Consider the following 19,350-nt stretch of genomic DNA (forward strand, 5'->3'; position numbering starts at 1 on the left):
TCAGGACAATAGACAGATGGAAAATTTTAATCGAAAAAAGCATTGGGAAGAGATATACGAAAATAAGCCGCTGGAATCAGTTAGCTGGTACCAGCCTACCCCAGAAGTATCACTACATTTTATAAATCAATCTAGTCTCCCAAAAAAGGCTAAAATTATTGATATAGGTGGTGGTGACAGTTTCCTGGTTGATTTCTTATTAAAAGCAGGATTTGAAGATATTACTGTATTGGATATTTCCAGCACTGCCATTGAAAGAGCGAAGAAGCGATTAGGGAATCAAGCGACTAAAGTCAAATGGATTGTTTCAGATATCTTAGACTTCGTTCCCGATACACCATATGATTTTTGGCATGACCGGGCCACATTTCATTTTTTGACTGCTCGCCAAGAGATTGAACGCTACATCGAAATCGCAGATCAAGCAATTGCAGTGGGAGGTATTTTGGTTGTTGGAACCTTTTCTGAACAGAGGCCAACGAAATGCAGTGGCATTACAATTAAACAATATTCAGCACAATCGATAAGCGATTTGTTCCAGACATATTTTAGGAAAATTGAATGTATAGATATTGACCATATAACACCCTTCGACACCAAACAGTGTTTTGCAGTTTTCGCAAAGAGCTGTTATAGCAGGGTCGAATACTTCTCTCGCAATAGAGCATCGCTATGTCGATCGAATCTGCCCGTTTGTGCTAACTTTTATTGGAATTTTCCAATAAAAGTTCTCCCCAAGCATTCAATTTCCAGAGTACTTCCACTAAACTTTTCCCTAAGGGGGTCAATGAATACTCCACTCTTGGAGGAAGCTCATGGAAAGATTGTTTGATTAGAATGCCATCATTGACCATTTCACCCAATTGTTGGTTTAGCACTCGTCTATCAACTTTTGCGATACCACGAAGCATTTCACTTGGGCGTTTTTCCCCTTCATTGATACGCCATACAATAGGAATTTTCCATTTCCCACTAATCGCATTGACGGCAAATTCCAATGGACATATTTTTTGTTTTATTGCTTTCTCTGTTATACGCATAAAATTGACTTTTTTGTCCCATAGGGATAATAAAATGCGGTATTGTGATTGTGCATTTACTTTTAAAACTTTGCAGAAATAACATACAGCATCATGAAAAATTTAGAATACGAAATTGCTAAATTAAATGCGAATTTAGCAACTCTTCCTCTCGAAATAAAGGAAATATTTGGCAGATCGATTCAGGATCTACAGTCTGGGGATCTAACCGAAAAGAGCCTGCAGATAGGGGACAAGTTCCCTGATTTTAGTTTGGTGAATTCGAAGCGTGAAGAAATTGAGCTGGGAAAACTTCTGAAGAAAGGAAAGGTCATTGTGGCCTTTTTCCGCGGTAGCTGGTGTCCCTACTGTAATCTCGAGTTAAGAGCTTTACAACAGAATTTGACTCATTTTAATGCTTTTGAAGCCACTCTTCTTGCAATTTCGCCACAAGTGCCTAAATTTAGCGAAGCACTTCTGACGGACAACAATTTGGATTTCGAATTGTTGTTTGACGAAGATAATACGTTGGCAATCAGTGTTGGCATCTCATTTGAACTTCAGGATTATGCCATTTCAAGCTATGATCGCTTGGGAATCAATTGGTCCGCCTACAATGGTAATGACAGCAACAGACTGCCGGTCCCTGCTGTTTTTGTGATCGATCCTGATTATACAATATCTTATCGATTTATGGATGTCAACTATATGAATAGACTTAATATCGAAGAGTTAATAGCACAGCTATGAGTAAAATACAACGTAAAGGAGCAAGACGGATAGCGGATATTTCGATAGATTGCCTGGCCAGTCTGAACCGCGGAGAAATTGAAACTGCAAATCTTATGGAGTGGCTCGCTGTTGACCAACGGTTTTTACTCGAGTATATCCTTCAGCAAAATGGACGCATTCATTACTTGAAACCAATCTTAGCGCTGCTTGATCAGTTACAGAAACCGACGGTAAATTCCATCAATGAAACGATCGGGCGGGCGCTGCTCGATTTGATCACACAATATCGTGATAATACCTTCCTGACAATACTATCCAATCATACTGCAGATCTCGTGCGTTGCTGGGCAACCTACACGGTCGGAGATGATAAGCATCTTGAAATTGAGAAATTACTGTTGTCAATGCGTCCTTTTGCTGCAGATCGGCATTTTGGGGTGCGAGAAATCAGCTGGATGGCGATACGTAATAGGATAGCTTTGGACTTGGAAAAGAGTATTGCCGGTCTGAGTCTATGGACGGTGGAGAAGGATGAAAATTTGAGACGTTTTGCTTCGGAGGCAACCCGACCGAGAGGCGTATGGTGTAAGCATATCGATCGCTTGAAGCAGGAGCCAAGTCTAGCCTTGTCTATTTTAGAACCGCTAAAATCTGACCCTTCAAAATATGTTCAGGATAGTGTTGGAAATTGGCTGAATGACGCAAGTAAAAGCCAACCCGGTTTTGTTAGGGCACTTTGTAATCGCTGGGAACAAGAAAGTGATACCAAGGAAACGCGATACATCATTCGAAAAGCACTTCGAACTATCCTGAAATAAATATGTCCGGTAGTTACCGAACAAAAAATGATGATCGCCCGCTTGAGCGACATTTGACCTCAGTTTACGGCAATAAATCTGAGTTTGCGTACTTTAACTAAAGCAGTTTAGATGGATGATCGGCTTATCCGAAATTAAAAGCCGCCATTTATTGTTCTTAAAAGAACGATAAATGGCGGCTATCACTTGAAATGATTTATTCGATACGTATGATTTTACTCTTCCTTATTCTGTGCTTTCATTAGTAACGCGAAAGCATTTTTTAGTGCTATTTGTGTGTTCGGTTGAATGTTATCGGCCTGAATCTGCTGTTTTCCGTTCTCTTGGATACCTAATTTTACCGCATTCATTTGAAATGAACCAGCGCTATGTTGCACAAATACAAAATATTTATTTTGCCAACGTACGATTGCCTCTTCTGGTACAACCATTGCCTTGGTATTATTGATATGAAGATCGGCATTCTTGAACATTCCAGGGGTTAAAATAGCATCGGATTTTTGAAAACGGCATAGCACTTCGGCCATTCTATTTTCATCAAAAGTGCGGTTGACAAGAAAGACTGTGGCCGGAATTTTTCGAGCGACTTCCGTATTGGCATACGCAGAAACGGTATTTCCTATCTTGACTTTAGCTAGATCTTTTTCGAACAGCTGTAGGGAAAGATACATGTCTGATGGATTAACAATCTCAAATAGGATATCTGTCATCACAACCCCATTTCAGCCACCCAATGATTAAGCTATGCGAACCATAGGGTGCCGTTTTACAGCTTTGTGCGTTTTTGTGGCTTTGTTGTAATCGTTTGTGCGTTATATTATTTAGAATAATTAAAAATAATTCTAAATAATAGGTTTTAATACCTTACATTTGCAACTGTTTAGAATTGTTTTAAATAAATACGCTTTTTTATGCGTTTTTATTCTTACTTATGAAAAAGCTCTATTGGACTAGTTTCATCTTGATTTGCACAGCTGCAAATGCACATGGACAGTCAATATACATCCAGGGAAAGATCACTGATAGTAATAAGAATGTACTATTGGGAAGCACCGTGATTTTGGATCAACTGGGACTCTCCAGTATGACAGATGGTGCTGGTGAATATCGTCTAACCATCCCCAAAGAGCAGCTTGGCAAATTTGTTACCTTGTCGGTTTCCTATATCGGTAAGAAAAAGGTTGAAAGAACAGTCTTGTTGGATTCGATAAAGAAGATTGAAAATTTTTTGTTGCAGGATATGAGTCTTGCACTTGATGAAGTTGCAGTACAGGCGAAGCGGGGAGAGCTGAGCAACTCTTCACTTGTGTTTGACCGGGAAATGATTGAACGGTATCCTGCACTCAGTTTAAATGATCTTTTGAACCGATTGCCAAACCGGAAGAATACTGCTCCTTCTGTACAGGAGATGCAAAATCTAACGCTGAGAGGTGCTTTTAGTGAGACTACAGGGCGCTCGCGAGAGGTTAATGAATTGAATAACTCCTTTGGTGTCGCTATTATAATGGATGACATGGTTTTGGGCAATAATGGAAATATGCAAGGACGGAATGCAGGAATATTTGGCATGTCTTCCTCAACGAATGCAATTAGACCATCAGATTATGGTTTAACAGGCCGCCCCACAACAGGAAAATTCTATTCCGGAGAAAATGTGTTCAGCGGTCTGGATTTGCGTCAGATTCCGATAGAAAATATCGAACATTTGGAAGTTATTTCAGGCGTAGCACCAGCACGTTATGGCGATTTGTCAAACGGTGCCGTTATCATCGAAAGACAGGCAGGCAAGACCCCGGCTTTTTTTAGGCTTCAAGTTCGGAGTAATGCAACTTCATATAGTCTGTCCAAGGGAATGTCACTGGGAAAAAAGCTTGGGACAATTAACCTGGATTTAGGTTATGTGCAATCTTACGCAGATAATAGAGACAAGCTGAAACAATACGACCGCGTGAATGGAACTTTGATCTGGACAAACTATTATGGCACCGATAAGCGTCTGAAACAGACTTTTTCAGGGTCTTACAATAAAGTTATTGATCAGGTCCGAAAGGATCCGGATGACCCACTCTCGAATGCCATTTCTTTTGGTGGCTGGGGCTGGAATGCTTCTAGTCGGACCAATTACAATTTGGATCATAAATTCCTCAAAAGTATCAGTTTCAATGCAGGACTAAGTTCAACACTGCAGAAAACCTATCGTGAGTATTACTATAATGGTGCAGTCGTGCTCTATACCGATTCTGTGCAAACTGGAATTGTAGAAGGACAATACGCCCCTGGTCAGTATACTGCTCTGGATCATGTGGACAATAGGCCATTGAATTTAAATGCCCGATTGGAAGGAAATGCTGTTGCCATTACAGGCGATATTATCCACAAGATAAACTTCGGAAGTAACTATAGTTATGACATCAACCGTGGAAAGGGGCGAATTGCAGATCCTTCTATTCCAAAAAAGGATCTTGGAGCAAGATCGGATAGGTATTATGATTTTTCATTAACAAACGCTTTGCAAAACCTGGGTTTGTATGCCGAGGATGCAATGCGGACCAAAGTATGGGGAAGGGATCTTAGCATGCGGGCGGGAGTTCGCTGGGATCTTATGAATGGTCACTCATCCATTTCTCCAAGAACCAACATCAATTATTCACTTTCTAAATCAACTCAGATTGGACTGGCATATGGCCTATCCTTCAAATCTCCTGGATTAGCACAACTATATCCCGGGCCGACCTTTGATGAAATTATATTGCTGAATTCCTATAATGGTAAAGTCAACGAAAGTATGGCATTGATTTACTTGCGGCGTTATGAAAAAGATAATAGCAATCTCAAGAGTAGTGTAGGGCAAACCCTCGAATCATCACTTTCATGGCATAAGAATGGGCATCAGCTGCGTACCAATCTTTTTTATAAAAAAAATACGCGCGGAATCAACACGGTTACGGCTGATCAATTAATGGACTTGCCTACATATACGGCCACTGCGGTGCCCGGGGGCAAACCAACAGTTGAACAGACTGGGACGAGAAAGTATTTAATGTCTAATTTGTACTTTGCCAATAGTAATAAATCGTCCAATTTTGGTGCAGAAGTCATGTATTCTACACCCAGAATTCAACAGATTATGACGACTTTCTCCGCTACAGCCGCATTTACTTTGGCTAATTCTAGTTCTAATGCGCTGAGCCGTTTGAATTTTAATACCGAAAAAACAGCTTTAGATGACGTTGTCCTTGGATTTTTTCCATCGAAATCCACGAAGAACTATTTAAGTAGAGCGCAATTACGAAGTTCGACTCATTTTCCGGCGTTGCGTTTGATTATTGAACTGAGTGCAGACTGTGAATTATTAAACTACAATAAATCTAACTACCGAGATATTATTCCTGTAGGATATTATACACGCGATTATACGTATCATGCCATTGAGCAGTTTGATATGAGCAACCCGAAGCATCTCGAACTCTATACAGGAAGGAAAGAGGAAGCTGACCGGGCAAATATTGAAAACAACTACGTCTACTGGAACTTCGGTCTTAATATGGCTAAGGAAATAGGCAAGAATATTTACCTGTCATTTAATGTCTATAACTTTTTGGATTACCAACCGCGATTTTATAGGGAAGGGGCTACCTCAGTGCAAGCTCCGAATTCTTCTCCTAATTATGGCGCCCAACTGACTTATAAATTTTAACATAAAAACTAAACAAGATGAAAACTCATTACTTAATTCCTTTTCTCTTTTTACCTTTTATTTCCTGTAAAAAAGATAATACACCTGGTATACAACCACTGGATATTAAGCTGAACTTAACATACGCTTCTGAAAATTTTAACACCAAGTTGGACTTAAGCAAGGCTATTGTTAAGATTACCAACCTAGCAACAAAAACCAGTGGTACATATTCCGTGTCACAAGGTGTGGTCAATTTGACCTCCATTATGCCAGGTGAGTATGATATTGATGCTTCTATTACAATACCTAAGGAGCAATACAATAGTTTAACAGGCGAATCAAGCAAAGAGGACGTTACATTTAATGCTTCCCTGAAAAAAATCAGTTTAACCAGTTCTACGACTTTGGACTTGGAATTGATTGCAGGTCTATTGGGCGATTTTGTCATCAAGCAGATTTACTATGCGGGTTCTGATAATAAAGAAGGGGCTTTGTTCAGAGATCAGTTTTTTGAAGTTTACAATAATACAGACCGTGTTTTATATGCCGATAGCCTCTACTTTGGCCGGTTATGGGGAAGACAGTCTCCGACCAGTCAATCCGATTATTACCAGCCAAATGGCCAATTGGATTGGAGTAAATCTTTAGGAATGGTAAGCGTTGAATCCGCGAATACAGATTATGTTTACTTAAGAGATTTATTTATGATTCCTGGCAACGGAAAGACCTATCCAGTGGAACCTGGTAAAAGTATTGTGATTGCCCAAAATGCGCTAAACCATAAAGCGCCGTTTGTCGGCAATAATGGCAAGGAAGTAGCCATCAAGAATCCGGATCTTACCGTAGATCTTAGTAAAGCCAATTTTGAGGTTTATTATGGAGATATCCCTGGGAAAACTCCTTTTGCAACAGATATTGACAATGCTGCTGTACCCAATGTTGAGATATTAGATTATACAGGCAATGACTGGATATTAGATAATCTAGGGCGCGACGGTTATGTTATTTTTAAACACGCAAATCGTTCGGATGTGGAGAATCTGAAGAGCTATACTGAGCCATCCATCAGCGTTCCGACCTCTACCGCAAAAAAATATAGACAGTTACCTGTCCGTTGGATTATGGATGCCGTTGAGATGCAGCCAAACACCGAGGATGCTCGAATTCCTAAAAAATTGACAGCATCACAGGATGCCGGTTATACTTTCGCACCACTAGGCGGCTATTCGTCACAATCCGTTATTCGCAAGACCGAAAGAACTACTAATGGAGTTCGTAAATTAAGGGACACAAATAATTCTACAGCGGACTTTATGGTGATAAAAGCTAATCCATTTGGATTTGGTGATTAATGACAAACGGTTATTCCAATACCAGCTTTCCGAACGAAAGCTGGTATTTTATAAAAAATACCTGAATGAAAAGTGTGAGATACATCATGTTGTTTTGGGGTGCTTTCTTAGCCTATCACCCTGTCATAGGGCAAAGTAAGTCCAATTCTTTAGATTCAACAGCAGCTTTGAACTATTGGTATCAACCATCATTTGTGATAATGCATGATATGGCAATACGAAATAGGGTATGGATTCCTGAGGAGATCAAAAATAGATCTTCCCTATTAGGTATTCAGCACAGCAAGGGACAAGGCGGCTTTAAGGCGGCTCAGGGAACTGATGGTCTCAGTCAATCCCAATTTTATACGGAAGGGAAGACCGATTGGCGCAAGACTAGCTTTTGGGGGAGATTTTCATATGATCACTCCGTAGAAGACAGCACAGCTTTGCGGCACCAATCTCGATGGAATGCGGATGCGCCATTGTATTTTGGTTCGTTGCGAAAAAATAAATACAATCGGGAGACCTATAAGCTCGATGCGGGAATCCAAAGAGCTTTCTTCGATGCTAAGCTCCCGATTTCCCTTGGTATAGATTATCGATTGGGCTCACATTATTCAAACAATGACCCCAGAGGCGATATCAAGGATATGAACCTTCAGTTTGAATTGAGTGCTGGTCACAATCTTCCGATACTTTCTTATCATATTGCTGGTATTTGGGGGTATGGTTCTGAACGTGCCAACGTCGGTTATAAAAATGAAAAGTATACAACAAATAAAGAGGATCCATTGTATGTCAATTGGATGATGAACGGTTTTGGAAGTGCGAAGGACCGACTAAAAGAAATTAATTACTATGATATTATCCATCGTAAAGGAGTTGGTGCCCATATCTTACTGAAACCCAATGATAGGGATAAGATTTATCTCAATGGCCGCTACCTTAATGAAGAACAATCATTCAGACGAAATGATAATTCTAAACAAACCTATTTGTCCTTAAATGATTATAAAAAGGATATCGGATCAATCGATTTTTTATGGAGCCGGCAGATGAAACATAAGCAATTGATTAGGGTAGCACTGCAGGGGAAAATTGAAAATGGCCAGGATTTTAATTATACTTATCTAGCGAATAACTACACCTATCGCCGCCATGAAATTTCGTTAAAAACTCAACTAGGGGTACACCAGTATTTGTTTGAAGGCCATGCTGGTATGTATAAGACCGAAAAAAAAGATGGTGTTAGCAGTAACCAAATGGATTTTGATCAAATTAGATTGGGACTCGGATTAAATCGTACATTTCAGGTTAATGAAAAGTCTGAAATAATAGGAACGATTGGATATTTTAAACAGTGGTCGCCAACCCATAATTTGTCTGTATCTGAGTTGAATACGGGTGATTTTGGGAAGCAAATACTCTATCAAGATTATCTTTACGATACCGCCTCGAGTGATAATTTTAATATGTCATGGGTATGGGGCACGCGCCATGCGAAGAATAATTGGAGTATACAGCTCCAGATGAATTATCAGTATAGGGGTAATTTGGTGCCGGTAGACTACACGTTGTCAAGTGTGCCAGGTAAAGATTGGTTTTTGGGTAAATTAGGGGTTTCCTATATTTTTTAAAAAAATAGATTGATTAGTAATCCTACTTCTTTATAAGAATAGTTAAGAGAGAAAATGAAAAAGCAGTTTTGTGTATTGGCCACTATTGTTGGTTTTGTAGGCTTGCTTTCTATGAAAGATCGACAGCAAGCCTTTGATGATGAGATACAGCTATATTATCGACGACCAGTGGACGAATGGCCAAAACCAACAATCGATGTAGGGGCTTATTGGAGTGAATTCAAGTCTCTACCCAAGATCGATACCAGCTATTTTTCTTTAATGGAAAAGCCTGATGTGAAGTTGGGAAAATATCTTTTTTTTGACCCTATTCTATCGGGGAGCAATCAAATATCCTGTAGCAGCTGTCATAACCCGCAAACTTCCTGGGCTGACAAGCTTACGGTACCAGTTGGCAATGATCATCTGGAGGGCACCCGCAATACTCCATCTTTGCTCAATGTTTATGCACGAAAGGAACTGTTTTGGGACGGCCGCGCTGGTTCGCTGGAGGAGCAAGCATTGGGTCCTATCGAAGCACACCACGAAATGGATATGGAATTGACAAAACTGATTCCCAAGTTAAAGGCCATTTCTGCATACAACAAATTGTTTGTGGATGCATTCGGGGATGCGGATTATTCAATGCCAGAGGTGCTTGAAGCCTTGAGTGCTTTTCAACGGACACTAACAAGTAGAAGGAGTCGTTTTGACGAGTTTTTAGATGGTAATTATAAAGTATTGTCTGATCAGGAAGTTCGCGGTCTTCATTTATTTCGTACGAAGGCGCGTTGCATGAATTGTCATAATGGTCAATTTTTTACCGATGATCTGTACCACAATATTGGGCTTACCTATTACAAACGGAAATATCAGGACCTGGGGCGATACGAGATTACAAAGGATCCTGCCGATGTGGGACGTTTTCGGACACCATCCCTGCGCGACGTGATGAATACCGATCCGTGGATGCACAACGGACTGTTTTGGAATATGACCGGGCTATTGAATATGTACAATAGTGGTATGCAGATGAATTCCGCTACTGCCGAACAGAAAGCGAAAGATCCACTGTATCCTGTAACCGATCCATTGATGCAACCCCTAAATCTGACGAAAGATGAAATAAAAGATATTGAGTCCTTTTTGCACGCCATCACAGCGACTTCTTATCGTATGCGCCGTCCCGAAAGTTTACCAAGATAAATGACCGTCGAACAATATTCAAGCTGTGTTTGGGTATTGTTCAATATGACGTAATTGGGGGGAGACAGCTTCTTGCAAAAAAAAGGTTACCCAAATATTGGATAACCAATGTTTTAAACAGATACTGGTAGGGTGTTTATTTTTTTTAAATATCGTGAATTCTAACGACTTATAAAGAAATTTTAAAAAGATAGCCATATCTGTTTGTCTACCTCTTTTTTGTTCCGACTAATTTGTATCTTAATAAACTGTATAGCCATCCGCAACCTCATGTTTTAAGGCCTTAAATAGGGTTATTAGTTTGTTGGTTGTATTAGCTTCAAATCGCTGTCAAAAGAATATTGCTGCAGTTTTAAAAATAAGGAGAAAATACGAAATGAAAAAAATTATCATCGTTGCTGTCTACTGTGTTGTTTTGTTTATGTCGTGTAACAATAGGGATGAAGATAGGGGAAATGATGAGGTTGCTGAAGTATCTCAAAATGGAATAGTCTCGGTCGTAAAATCATACTTTCTCTATCATGAAATAAGAAATGTAGACTATGCTATCTATATCAATGACGTATTGGCAGGACAATCTCATGAAAATGATGGTATTCCGGAGCCCTATAAACTGAACCAGTATATAACTTCATCAGGAAAGCAAATTGTGAAAATGATCATATCTGCCAACAGTCGAGAAAGAGAGATCACTCCGGAAATATTGGGAGAAATCAGTAAGAATGCGGGTATATATTTGCTCTTAAATAAAGATTTTGAGAATATTAAGGAACTCAAAAAACTGCAATTTCCACACATCGAAAAGTCTGTTCCTTCCTATGAATGTATATGGGAATTTGAAACGGAGTAGGATAATTTTTCCCTAGTCTTGCATCACTAGCTGATCGACCAGCCGGAAGTTTTCATCGTCAAAACAGACTATTTTGACTTGCGTAAGTGTTGTATCCGCCATCAGAAACTGCGTAATGACGCGGATGGATATTTGAGCCGCTAGTTCTTTCGGGAATCTGTAAATCCCTGTACTGATATTGGGAAAGGCTATCGAACGGCAACCATTTTCTACAGCTAATCTGAGTGCATTATAATAGCAGCTTTCTAATTTTTCAATTTCGTGATTTTTCCCTCCATTCCACACAGGGCCAACTGTATGAATTACATATTTAGCGGCTAGCTTGCCTGCAGTTGTAATGACGGCTTCGCCGACCTTGCAGCCTCCTTGTTTAGCCACAATGTTACGGCACCCTTCCAGAATTTCCGGCCCACCGGCGCGATGAATAGCGCCATCTACACCTCCACCTCCAAGTAACGACGTGTTGGCAGCATTTACAATAACATCGACTGTAATTTTTGTTATATCGCCCTTTACTACGGTTATTTTATCGGTATTATGTGACATAAGATTAATCTTAATTCAAAGATATGAAAAATAAAATAGCAGGTCTAACCAGTGTATTAGGGGGATAGCTATTGAAGTTAATGTCTCAGATAAAAAGTGAAATAAAATATTGTGTAGTCAAATATCTACACTTATATTTGTAGTCAAATAACTACATAATAAGGAGCGGTCGGTAAAAGACCCCGCATATTTTAGGAAATAAGAATAAGACCAAGTGTTGAAGATAAGAGAGGTGACTATTAATGTGAAGTAATTAACAATATAATAAGTAAATCATAGCATTATGAAAAGGAATAGGATAATTTATTGGATAGCGACCGTATGGTTGGCTGTAGGATTATTGTCAACTGCTATCATACAGATTTTTAAAATTCAAACGGAAGGAGCAGGCGGGATACAAAATATGACTCATTTGGGATATCCGAGTTATATACTTCCTTTACTTGGAATTTGGAAGCTTTTAGCCGTGGCTGCCTTGCTTTGGCCCAAAAGACCTCTTTGGAAAGAATGGGCATATGCGGGTATTTTCTTTACCGCTACTGGTGCTTTGTATTCACATATTGCATTGGGAGATTCTTTCGCTTTAATGGCTCCGGCACTATTATATATTATTCTAATTGCTACTTCTTGGTATTTCAGACCAGCCGATAGGAAATTCGATTGGAAATCGTGTTGAAATCTGTGGTGAATTTAATGAGTTACCCGAAAATATGCACTGGATTACCGACTCATCAGGAACAGTATTTAATGCTTTAACCTTTACTCTTCAGATGAAATATAGTGATTTCTGGTAGTATCCCAACTCGGCTTGGATAATCCAGATAACCGAATCCAACATTTACGTACAGTGCCTGATGCTTTTCACGGTACAGGCCGGCCCATTCACGGTAAGCATATTTCACTGGACTCCACTGATAATTCGGGTTGTTATAACCGAATTGTCCCCCATGTGTGTGTCCACTGAAAGTGACGTCGATTGTGGGATATTTGGATATGATCTCCGCGCGCCAATGGGAGGGATCGTGTGAAAGCATAAAGTTGATGGGCGAAGATTTATCTACTTTAGACATGGCCAGATCGATATTCCCATAATTTTTGGGATTATTTGCTCCCCAATTTTCGACGCCTATAATGGTAATCTTTTCGTTATTCAGTATCAGTTCTTTCGATTCATTGAGAAGTAGTTGCCAGCCTAGTTGTTGATGAATGGATTTGAGATTTGAAAGATTTTGTTCCTTGGTCAAGTTCATTTGATCAAAGAAATGATATCTGTTAAAATGATACTCTCCATAATCGTGGTTTCCAAGTATAGAGAATGTGCCTAATGGAGCCTTCACTTTATCAAATATGGATAAATAGTCCTCCATTTCGGCAGCAAAATCATTGACTAGATCCCCTGTAAAAAAGATGATGTCAGGCTTCTGTGCTAACAAGAGGTCGATCCCTTTTTTTACAGCAGTTGAATTAAATAGACTACCTGCATGTATATCGGAAATTTGCGCTATAGTAATTCCTTCAAATGATTTCGGTAAATTAGGTAAGATTAAATCGAGGTGGTTAACCTGGTACTTATATAAATTGAAGGCAAATCCACGTGTAAGTGCAACGATGGGAACACTGGCTAGCAGAAGGCCGCTTTTGACTATAAAATCTGATCTTTTTATAGGCGGTAAATTTCCAGCCTGGTTCGGCGAAGATTTAGTTTTTTTAAAACCTTTTTTGATTATTTTGAAAGTATATACAATGGTATCAATACCGATAAAGAAAAGACAGATTATCTTACCCAATAGCAACGAAAGCGGAAAAAATACGAAACAGGCAGATTCAAAACTAGTCCATTTAAAAAATAAATTAAGAAATATGCACAGATAGGAAAGTATACTGACAGACCACCAGACTATGTTTAGTAGCTTTGGATTGGATTTCCAAATTGACAATGTCCGAATTCTTAAGAAGATTAAAAGATCTAAAAAAATGAATAGCATTAAAATTTTTAGATAAGCATAGAACTGTTGGAGCATATTCGAAGTCTAACTAATTTGGATCAGGCATATTTGGAATGAATAATTGGATTACAAAACCTAAAATAGGTGTTTTTTTTCGTAATCATAATTTCAGTGTTAAATTATTTTCATAGATAAAGACTATTACGCTTTGGAGCCTATAACCTCCTATTGCTTTGTGGCATATTATTGACGAATGTGATGTCACAGATGTAGGGTAGAAGTTTTAAATTTGTCCCCTATTTGCAACGGATTGTACGCTATTAAAGAAATTTTAAATAACATGGGAAAACGAAAAGAAAATTCGACAAATAGGATTAATGAACAATATATTATTGAATGTGATTTAGCATATGCTGTATGCAAGATCGGCGGCCGATGGAAGCTGCTGATACTTGCTAAATTGCAGCATGGAAAGTTGCGGTTTGGTGAAATTAAACAATTGATTACAGGGATTACAGATCGCATGCTCACCTTGCAGCTCAAAGAATTGGAAAAGCAAGGACTGGTTAAAAGGATTGCTTATGCAGAAGTGCCCCCCCGAGTGGAATATCAATTGACTGAGATTGCGGCAGAACTTATCCCTATTTGGTGTCAGTTGGAAAAATGGGGCGCCAAGCATAAAATGATAACATAACGGCAACGTTGTTTTCTGTAATTTTTTATCAATACCTAAATCAAAAAAGATGATTATGGGCGCAATGGAAATTCACACTATGATTGTTTCTTAAAGATTTTTATTTCAGAAAATCGACCTTGTTTTAGATCCCAGGTATATTCGAAGGCAATGGAATAGCCTAAAGATCTAATTTTCCACACTTGGTCTTTTTCATGGCCAACTATATAGTGTAAGAACCCTGACATTGCATTTTTTCCAATTTCTTCAATATCTTGATTAAAGGGGATAATGCTATTTGAAAATGAAAATAGCCGCTGTGCAGCTTCATCGGGTTGTAGCATATTGTTTTTTAAAGTTTGTGTCAATTGTATATTTTCATCGGAAGATAAATGTAATTCCTGCCAGCTCGCATCCAAACCGTTTCCTTTTTCTATATCCTTGAGTATTTCATTTTGAACCTTTATAAAACGGGGCTGATTTTTTAGGTAAAACGCCGATAATCGCTTATCAATAGTATCTTGCCATTCTTGAGGACTGACTTGCTGTATATCTGTTGATGAATAGCTGTTCCAGCGTATTTCATCCATTTCTTGATAAAGTTTCTCTAATTCATTGGTTGGCTTCTGAATTACGAACGGGAACTGAAGTCGTAAATATTCCGCTTTATTGGGCAGCGTATATTCCGAATGATCGATAACCATAGTTTGTAGATCCAGGTTAAACCTAAGCATATAAAGCCTATTTACTAGCCAAATTTGCCAAATATCCTCTTTTAACTGTTTAGCGAATGCTTGATTTCCAAAGGTATAAGCTATTGTGGCTTCGTTTGTTCCTGTATTCGATTGCTGATAAATCACAGGTTGAATAATTCCACTGATAAGTCGGCCTATTTCAATAGGCCGATAACATTGCAGCAAGGTTACTGTCGTGAATTGTGGGGTTCCCAACATTTTCGATAGCTCCGCAGGAGGCTCGCTATCAAAAATAAATGCATTAAGTACTGATGGCGGAGCCTGTATTTTTTTTAAATATTTTTTGCGCAATCGTGTTAAGTCAGCATGCTCTTTGTGAGCATACGCAACGATTGGTTTAAATAATGCATTTTGTTGTTCTTTCGTTAAGGTTGAATCTGTTATTTTGCCTCCTAATTCAGTGATAAATTTCAAAAATTCCTTTTGCGTCCTTTCCTTTTGATTCCTCAGTTCGCGATCAAAAATCTGGCCCGTACAAGTGAGCGCCATCAATAATAAAAGAACTGTTGACAGCGCTATTTTCGAATATATCATGTGCTGATGGATTTTATCTTAATGTTAGCGTACAAAGATCGTCTTTTTACTTAACATGCATATCATATAAAATGTTTATGCTTTTTCTATCATTTTACGCTTCCCTTTTTAGATCCATTGCAATATATTGTTCATAATCAATTAAAGATCTTACTGGAGTTGCTAACCCTTGTAGAAGCTCCAGATACGTTTTTGCCACATTTGCCCAAACTGTTTGTTCACCATAACTACGCGCTTTGAAACGATGCCAGGCTAGTAATCGATGTGATTGGTACAGCATTTTAATATTAGCACGCATTGCGGCGATATCGTTGAATGGACTCAGGATACCACGTTCGTCTTTCAATAAATCTTTTGCATGCCAGTATGGTGTCGAAATAACAGCTGCACCTGCACCCACAGCAAAGGATAAGGTACCACTGCTGATTTGCTGTTCGTGTGGATAAGGAGACAGATAAATATCACAGGCTGTTAAATACTCCTTAAGCTCCTCGTCCGTTAAGAATTTATCGATAAAAACAACCTTGTCCTGTAAACCAAGCTGATCGACTAAATTTTGGAGTTCAAAACGGTAAGATTCCCCTTCATGGGCCAGAACATTTGGATGTGTTTTTCCGATGATCAGGTATTTGAATCCTGGGAGCTCAACTTCCGACAAGGATTGAATGGCATATTCCAATCCTTTACTTCTTCCGATGAGACCAAAAGTCATCATTACAAAATTGTGTTGAAGGTTTAATCTGTATTTGGCAAGCCCCTGATTGTAATCAAAATGTGGTACGCCATGTGGTATCACTTTAATCTTATCTGTAAGGGTGGAGTCGAATTGCTCCTCTAATAATTCGATACCTTTGGGCGATAAACTAACAACTGCCTGAGATTTCTTCAACAATAGCTCGGTGATTTCCTTCTGCTGCAATGATGGGGTTTGAAGAATGGTATGAAACACGGTTAGCAGGGGTATCTTTAGATTATTGGCAATTTGTGTTATGAAAATGCCATCGGCTCCTCCAAATATTCCAAATTCATGTTGAATAATGCAATAATCATATTCCTCATTAATAATACGAGTTGCCTGATGATAACTATCGAGTCGATCCCTGTATATGACAAATCGAGTCGATGGGTCAAAATCTTCCGAACCGAGTTTAGATACAGCGACAATATCGATTTGAACATTCGGATCGAGCTCCATTCCCTGTTTGAGATCTTTGGTAAATGTTGCTAGCCCACATTCTTGTGGGGGACAAGTGCTTATGATTGCTATTTTTTTCATATGACTTAATCCTCCTTTACATCATTTTGTACGTCTTCAACTGGAAGATCTAGAATCGCCATTAACAATAAATAGTAGCCCTTCTCTAGACCCATTTTTTCCGCTTTTTTATCGATATTTTCCATATTCAGTACCTTGTTTGAGTTTAAATTCTTTTACTATTGTTGGATCAAAAGTTATACCCAAAGTAGGTTGAAAAGCTTTAACCGTAGTTTTTGAAAGGAAATAACGTAGCTTAAGTGAGATAGTTCCAAAAAAAACAGGTCGATTACGTATTTATAGCGCTAAAGAACCTGATTTATTTTTCGACCTTCTCTTTTTTGCTTCGAGGGACAGGTGGTTTTACGTCAACTGCAGTGGCGGAACTTTTACTTTGAACATCCTTTAGCTTAAGAGACTTACTTTCGATATCGTTGTGGTCTGTATCCGCTTGTTTGGTAACTGGCTTTTTTGTTGTATCAGCATTTCTATTTGCTGTACTTTTGGCGGGTACTGTGATTTTTTCTGCAGTATCATTTAGCGTAGGATCAACGGCCGGCTGATCAAGATCTTTCTTGGGGGAAGCCTTAGTCTTACTATCGGTCTTTTTAAGTTCTCGATGGTTTAATTTCTTAATTTTCTTCTTTTTGATACCCTTGCTTAATAATTTAGCTGCTTTTTCTATGCGAGAGTTGAGTTTTTTGTCACTTAAATAATCTTTTAGGTACGGTAGTGAATCTTTTAGGTTAATGACAATGTCATTTCGAAAGACTTTTTTAGGGGATGTTTCTGCCATGATCGAATGCTTTATATATATGGTTATATAAATATAATATTAATTTAATGTTATTTAACCTGTTTATGAAAGATTTTAACGTGAATAGCGCCATTGACCTGCAAGACAGGAGGAATAAAGGATTCCTTCCAGACTGGACTTGTTAAATTATACTATTAAATTTTTCTGAGAAGTTCTCAAACAATTAAAAAGCTTCTTTGGTTGTCTATTTTAGTTAGAAGGACAATTTCATGAAAATAGCCACCTATAATATTAATGGCATCAACGCACGTCTTCCTGTGTTGTTACGTTGGTTAGCAGAAGAATCGCCTGATGTCGTATGTCTGCAGGAGTTGAAATCTCCGCAGGAACGTTTTCCATTGCAAGAAATTAATGACATCGGATATCATGCGGTTTGGCATGGTCAGAAAAGTTGGAACGGAGTTGCGGTACTTTCCAAATATGAGATCGAAGAAGTAGCTAGAGCACTTCCAGGCGATCCCGAAGATGTACAAAGTCGTTATTTGGAGGTTATGGTCCAGCAAGTCGTGATTTGCTGTCTTTATCTGCCCAATGGCAACCCATTTCCGGGGCCCAAATTTGACTATAAGTTGAAGTGGATTGAGCGTTTAGCAAAACGGGCCAAAACGCTGCTTAGTATGGATGTTCCAGCGATACTCATTGGGGATTTTAACATTATTCCAACAGAAATGGATACGTATAAACCTGAAAAATATGTCAACGATGCATTGTTTAGGAAGGAGGTGAAGGAGGCTTTCAGTCAGCTTCTTGAAGAGGGCTGGCAGGATTCTATTCGTCAGCTTTTCCCAGATCAGCAGGTTTATACGTTCTGGGATTACTTTCGCCAGGCTTACAGTCGAAATGCTGGTTTACGTATCGACCATATTTTATTGAGCCCTTCAATTCAGGATCGTTTAATTGAAGGCGGAATTGATCGCGATGTTCGCGGATGGGAGAAGAGTAGCGATCATGCGCCTACATGGATTCGATTACGAAATATCAGCATGAATGGCTAAGAAGATAAATACCAGTGCGGGATTGTTATTGTATAAATTTCATGCCTTAGAAATTTATTTTTTCTTAGTACATCCTGGAGGACCCTATTTTACTAAAAAAGATGAAGGCTCGTGGACAATCCCTAAAGGGGAAATCGATTTGAACGAAGATGAACTTGATGCGGCCAAAAGAGAGTTTATTGAAGAGACAGGCTATCTTCCCCGTGGAAATTTTATTGCGCTAAATGCTATTCAACAAAAAGGAGGCAAAATAGTTAAGTGCTGGGCAATTGAAGGAGATATAGATCCTGCTAGACTTGTAAGCAATACCTTTGAAATGGAATGGCCGCCGAAATCAGGGAAAATGCAAACTTATCCTGAAATAGACCGTGGCGATTGGTTTACATTTACGGAAGCCAGGAAGAAAATAAACGAACGACAGATTTCTTTTCTGGAGCAAGTTATTGCTCATGGGAAATGAATGCTTATTTCAACACAAGTGGGAGTGTAACTCAAACTGTGTCATTGGATAATTAACCAAAATCTAAAAGCCTCTATCAAGTTTGAGCCTATCCCCAAATTTAATGTAAAGTTGG

18 protein-coding genes and 1 pseudogene are annotated in these 19,350 nt (G+C 38.9%); 12 read left to right on the forward strand and 7 right to left on the reverse strand.

What is annotated here, in order from left to right; genetic code table 11:
* Positions 1 to 16: 16 nt before the first annotated feature.
* Positions 17 to 529: pseudogene (locus tag L1283_RS22860) on the forward strand (class I SAM-dependent methyltransferase); the annotation flags it as partial.
* A gap of 169 nt (positions 530 to 698) precedes the next feature.
* Here the strand turns inward: L1283_RS22860 and L1283_RS22865 are convergent.
* Entirely contained in the window at positions 699 to 1,040 is a 342-nt protein-coding gene (locus L1283_RS22865; protein WP_075992508.1) for a winged helix-turn-helix transcriptional regulator, read from the reverse strand.
* A gap of 93 nt (positions 1,041 to 1,133) precedes the next feature.
* Between L1283_RS22865 and L1283_RS22870 the strand changes: the two genes are divergently transcribed.
* Together L1283_RS22870 and L1283_RS22875 are read left to right on the forward strand one after the other, a co-directional pair.
* Positions 1,134 to 1,769, forward strand: a complete 636-nt coding sequence (locus L1283_RS22870; RefSeq protein ID WP_286851597.1) for a peroxiredoxin-like family protein — start codon at positions 1,134 to 1,136, stop codon at positions 1,767 to 1,769.
* On the forward strand, positions 1,766 to 2,569 hold the full coding sequence (locus L1283_RS22875) for a DNA alkylation repair protein (RefSeq protein WP_145329104.1): 804 nt from the start codon (positions 1,766 to 1,768) through the stop codon (positions 2,567 to 2,569). The genes L1283_RS22870 and L1283_RS22875 overlap by 4 nt, the downstream gene beginning before the upstream one ends.
* A 215-nt stretch (positions 2,570 to 2,784) precedes the next feature.
* Here the strand turns inward: L1283_RS22875 and L1283_RS22880 are convergent, their stop codons facing one another.
* Positions 2,785 to 3,279: an efflux RND transporter periplasmic adaptor subunit gene (locus L1283_RS22880; protein WP_145329102.1), complete on the reverse strand. Its 495-nt coding sequence runs from the start codon at positions 3,277 to 3,279 to the stop codon at positions 2,785 to 2,787.
* A 221-nt stretch (positions 3,280 to 3,500) separates the two neighbouring features.
* Between L1283_RS22880 and L1283_RS22885 the strand changes: the two genes are divergently transcribed.
* From L1283_RS22885 to L1283_RS22905, 5 genes are all read left to right on the forward strand, one after another.
* A complete protein-coding gene (locus L1283_RS22885) occupies positions 3,501 to 6,266 on the forward strand; it encodes a TonB-dependent receptor (protein ID WP_145329101.1) in 2,766 nt (921 codons plus the stop codon).
* A gap of 17 nt (positions 6,267 to 6,283) precedes the next feature.
* Positions 6,284 to 7,600 carry a DUF4876 domain-containing protein gene (locus tag L1283_RS22890; protein WP_145329099.1) on the forward strand — a complete coding sequence of 439 codons (1,317 nt, stop codon included), beginning with the start codon at positions 6,284 to 6,286 and terminating at the stop codon, positions 7,598 to 7,600.
* Between the two features lie 65 nt (positions 7,601 to 7,665).
* On the forward strand, positions 7,666 to 9,219 hold the full coding sequence (locus L1283_RS22895; RefSeq protein WP_145329097.1) for a DUF6850 family outer membrane beta-barrel protein: 1,554 nt from the start codon (positions 7,666 to 7,668) through the stop codon (positions 9,217 to 9,219).
* A gap of 54 nt (positions 9,220 to 9,273) precedes the next feature.
* Positions 9,274 to 10,404, forward strand: a complete 1,131-nt coding sequence (locus tag L1283_RS22900) for a cytochrome-c peroxidase (RefSeq protein WP_145329095.1) — start codon at positions 9,274 to 9,276, stop codon at positions 10,402 to 10,404.
* Positions 10,405 to 10,780: 376 nt separating this feature from the next.
* The gene (locus L1283_RS22905) at positions 10,781 to 11,254 is read left to right on the forward strand and encodes a hypothetical protein (RefSeq protein WP_286851592.1); all 474 of its coding nucleotides are present in this window, start codon (positions 10,781 to 10,783) and stop codon (positions 11,252 to 11,254) included.
* A 12-nt stretch (positions 11,255 to 11,266) separates the two neighbouring features.
* Here L1283_RS22905 and L1283_RS22910 read toward each other — a convergent pair whose 3' ends face one another.
* Complete coding sequence (locus L1283_RS22910; RefSeq protein WP_088161462.1) at positions 11,267 to 11,800, reverse strand: O-acetyl-ADP-ribose deacetylase; 534 nt, start codon at positions 11,798 to 11,800, stop codon at positions 11,267 to 11,269.
* 283 nt (positions 11,801 to 12,083) lie between these two features.
* Between L1283_RS22910 and L1283_RS22915 the strand changes: the two genes are divergently transcribed.
* Complete coding sequence (locus L1283_RS22915; RefSeq protein ID WP_244294529.1) at positions 12,084 to 12,476, forward strand: DoxX family protein; 393 nt, start codon at positions 12,084 to 12,086, stop codon at positions 12,474 to 12,476.
* Between the two features lie 76 nt (positions 12,477 to 12,552).
* On the opposite strand, the gene L1283_RS22920 is transcribed toward L1283_RS22915, so the two are convergent.
* The gene (locus L1283_RS22920) at positions 12,553 to 13,737 is read right to left on the reverse strand and encodes a metallophosphoesterase (protein ID WP_158638912.1); all 1,185 of its coding nucleotides are present in this window, start codon (positions 13,735 to 13,737) and stop codon (positions 12,553 to 12,555) included.
* A gap of 349 nt (positions 13,738 to 14,086) precedes the next feature.
* Between L1283_RS22920 and L1283_RS22925 the strand changes: the two genes are divergently transcribed.
* Positions 14,087 to 14,440 (forward strand): winged helix-turn-helix transcriptional regulator, encoded by a 354-nt coding sequence (locus tag L1283_RS22925; RefSeq protein WP_046676278.1) that lies wholly within the window; start codon positions 14,087 to 14,089, stop codon positions 14,438 to 14,440.
* Positions 14,441 to 14,517: 77 nt separating this feature from the next.
* On the opposite strand, the gene L1283_RS22930 is transcribed toward L1283_RS22925, so the two are convergent.
* The 3 genes from L1283_RS22930 to L1283_RS22940 form a co-directional block, all read right to left on the reverse strand.
* The gene (locus L1283_RS22930; protein WP_145329089.1) at positions 14,518 to 15,708 is read right to left on the reverse strand and encodes a hypothetical protein; all 1,191 of its coding nucleotides are present in this window, start codon (positions 15,706 to 15,708) and stop codon (positions 14,518 to 14,520) included.
* A 94-nt stretch (positions 15,709 to 15,802) separates the two neighbouring features.
* Positions 15,803 to 16,984: a glycosyltransferase gene (locus L1283_RS22935; protein WP_286850875.1), complete on the reverse strand. Its 1,182-nt coding sequence runs from the start codon at positions 16,982 to 16,984 to the stop codon at positions 15,803 to 15,805.
* 298 nt (positions 16,985 to 17,282) lie between these two features.
* Positions 17,283 to 17,759: a hypothetical protein gene (locus L1283_RS22940; protein ID WP_145329085.1), complete on the reverse strand. Its 477-nt coding sequence runs from the start codon at positions 17,757 to 17,759 to the stop codon at positions 17,283 to 17,285.
* A 230-nt stretch (positions 17,760 to 17,989) separates the two neighbouring features.
* On the opposite strand from L1283_RS22940, the gene xth reads away from it, so the two are divergent.
* Positions 17,990 to 18,775, forward strand: a complete 786-nt coding sequence (gene xth / locus L1283_RS22945; protein WP_286851930.1) for an exodeoxyribonuclease III — start codon at positions 17,990 to 17,992, stop codon at positions 18,773 to 18,775.
* Positions 18,768 to 19,235 carry an NUDIX domain-containing protein gene (locus tag L1283_RS22950; RefSeq protein WP_286851931.1) on the forward strand — a complete coding sequence of 156 codons (468 nt, stop codon included), beginning with the start codon at positions 18,768 to 18,770 and terminating at the stop codon, positions 19,233 to 19,235. Before xth ends, L1283_RS22950 begins: the two co-directional genes overlap by 8 nt.
* Positions 19,236 to 19,350 lie beyond the last annotated feature (115 nt).

Origin of the sequence: Sphingobacterium sp. HSC-15S19 (genome assembly GCF_050433745.1) — a bacterium.
Taxonomy (GTDB): domain Bacteria; phylum Bacteroidota; class Bacteroidia; order Sphingobacteriales; family Sphingobacteriaceae; genus Sphingobacterium; species Sphingobacterium siyangense.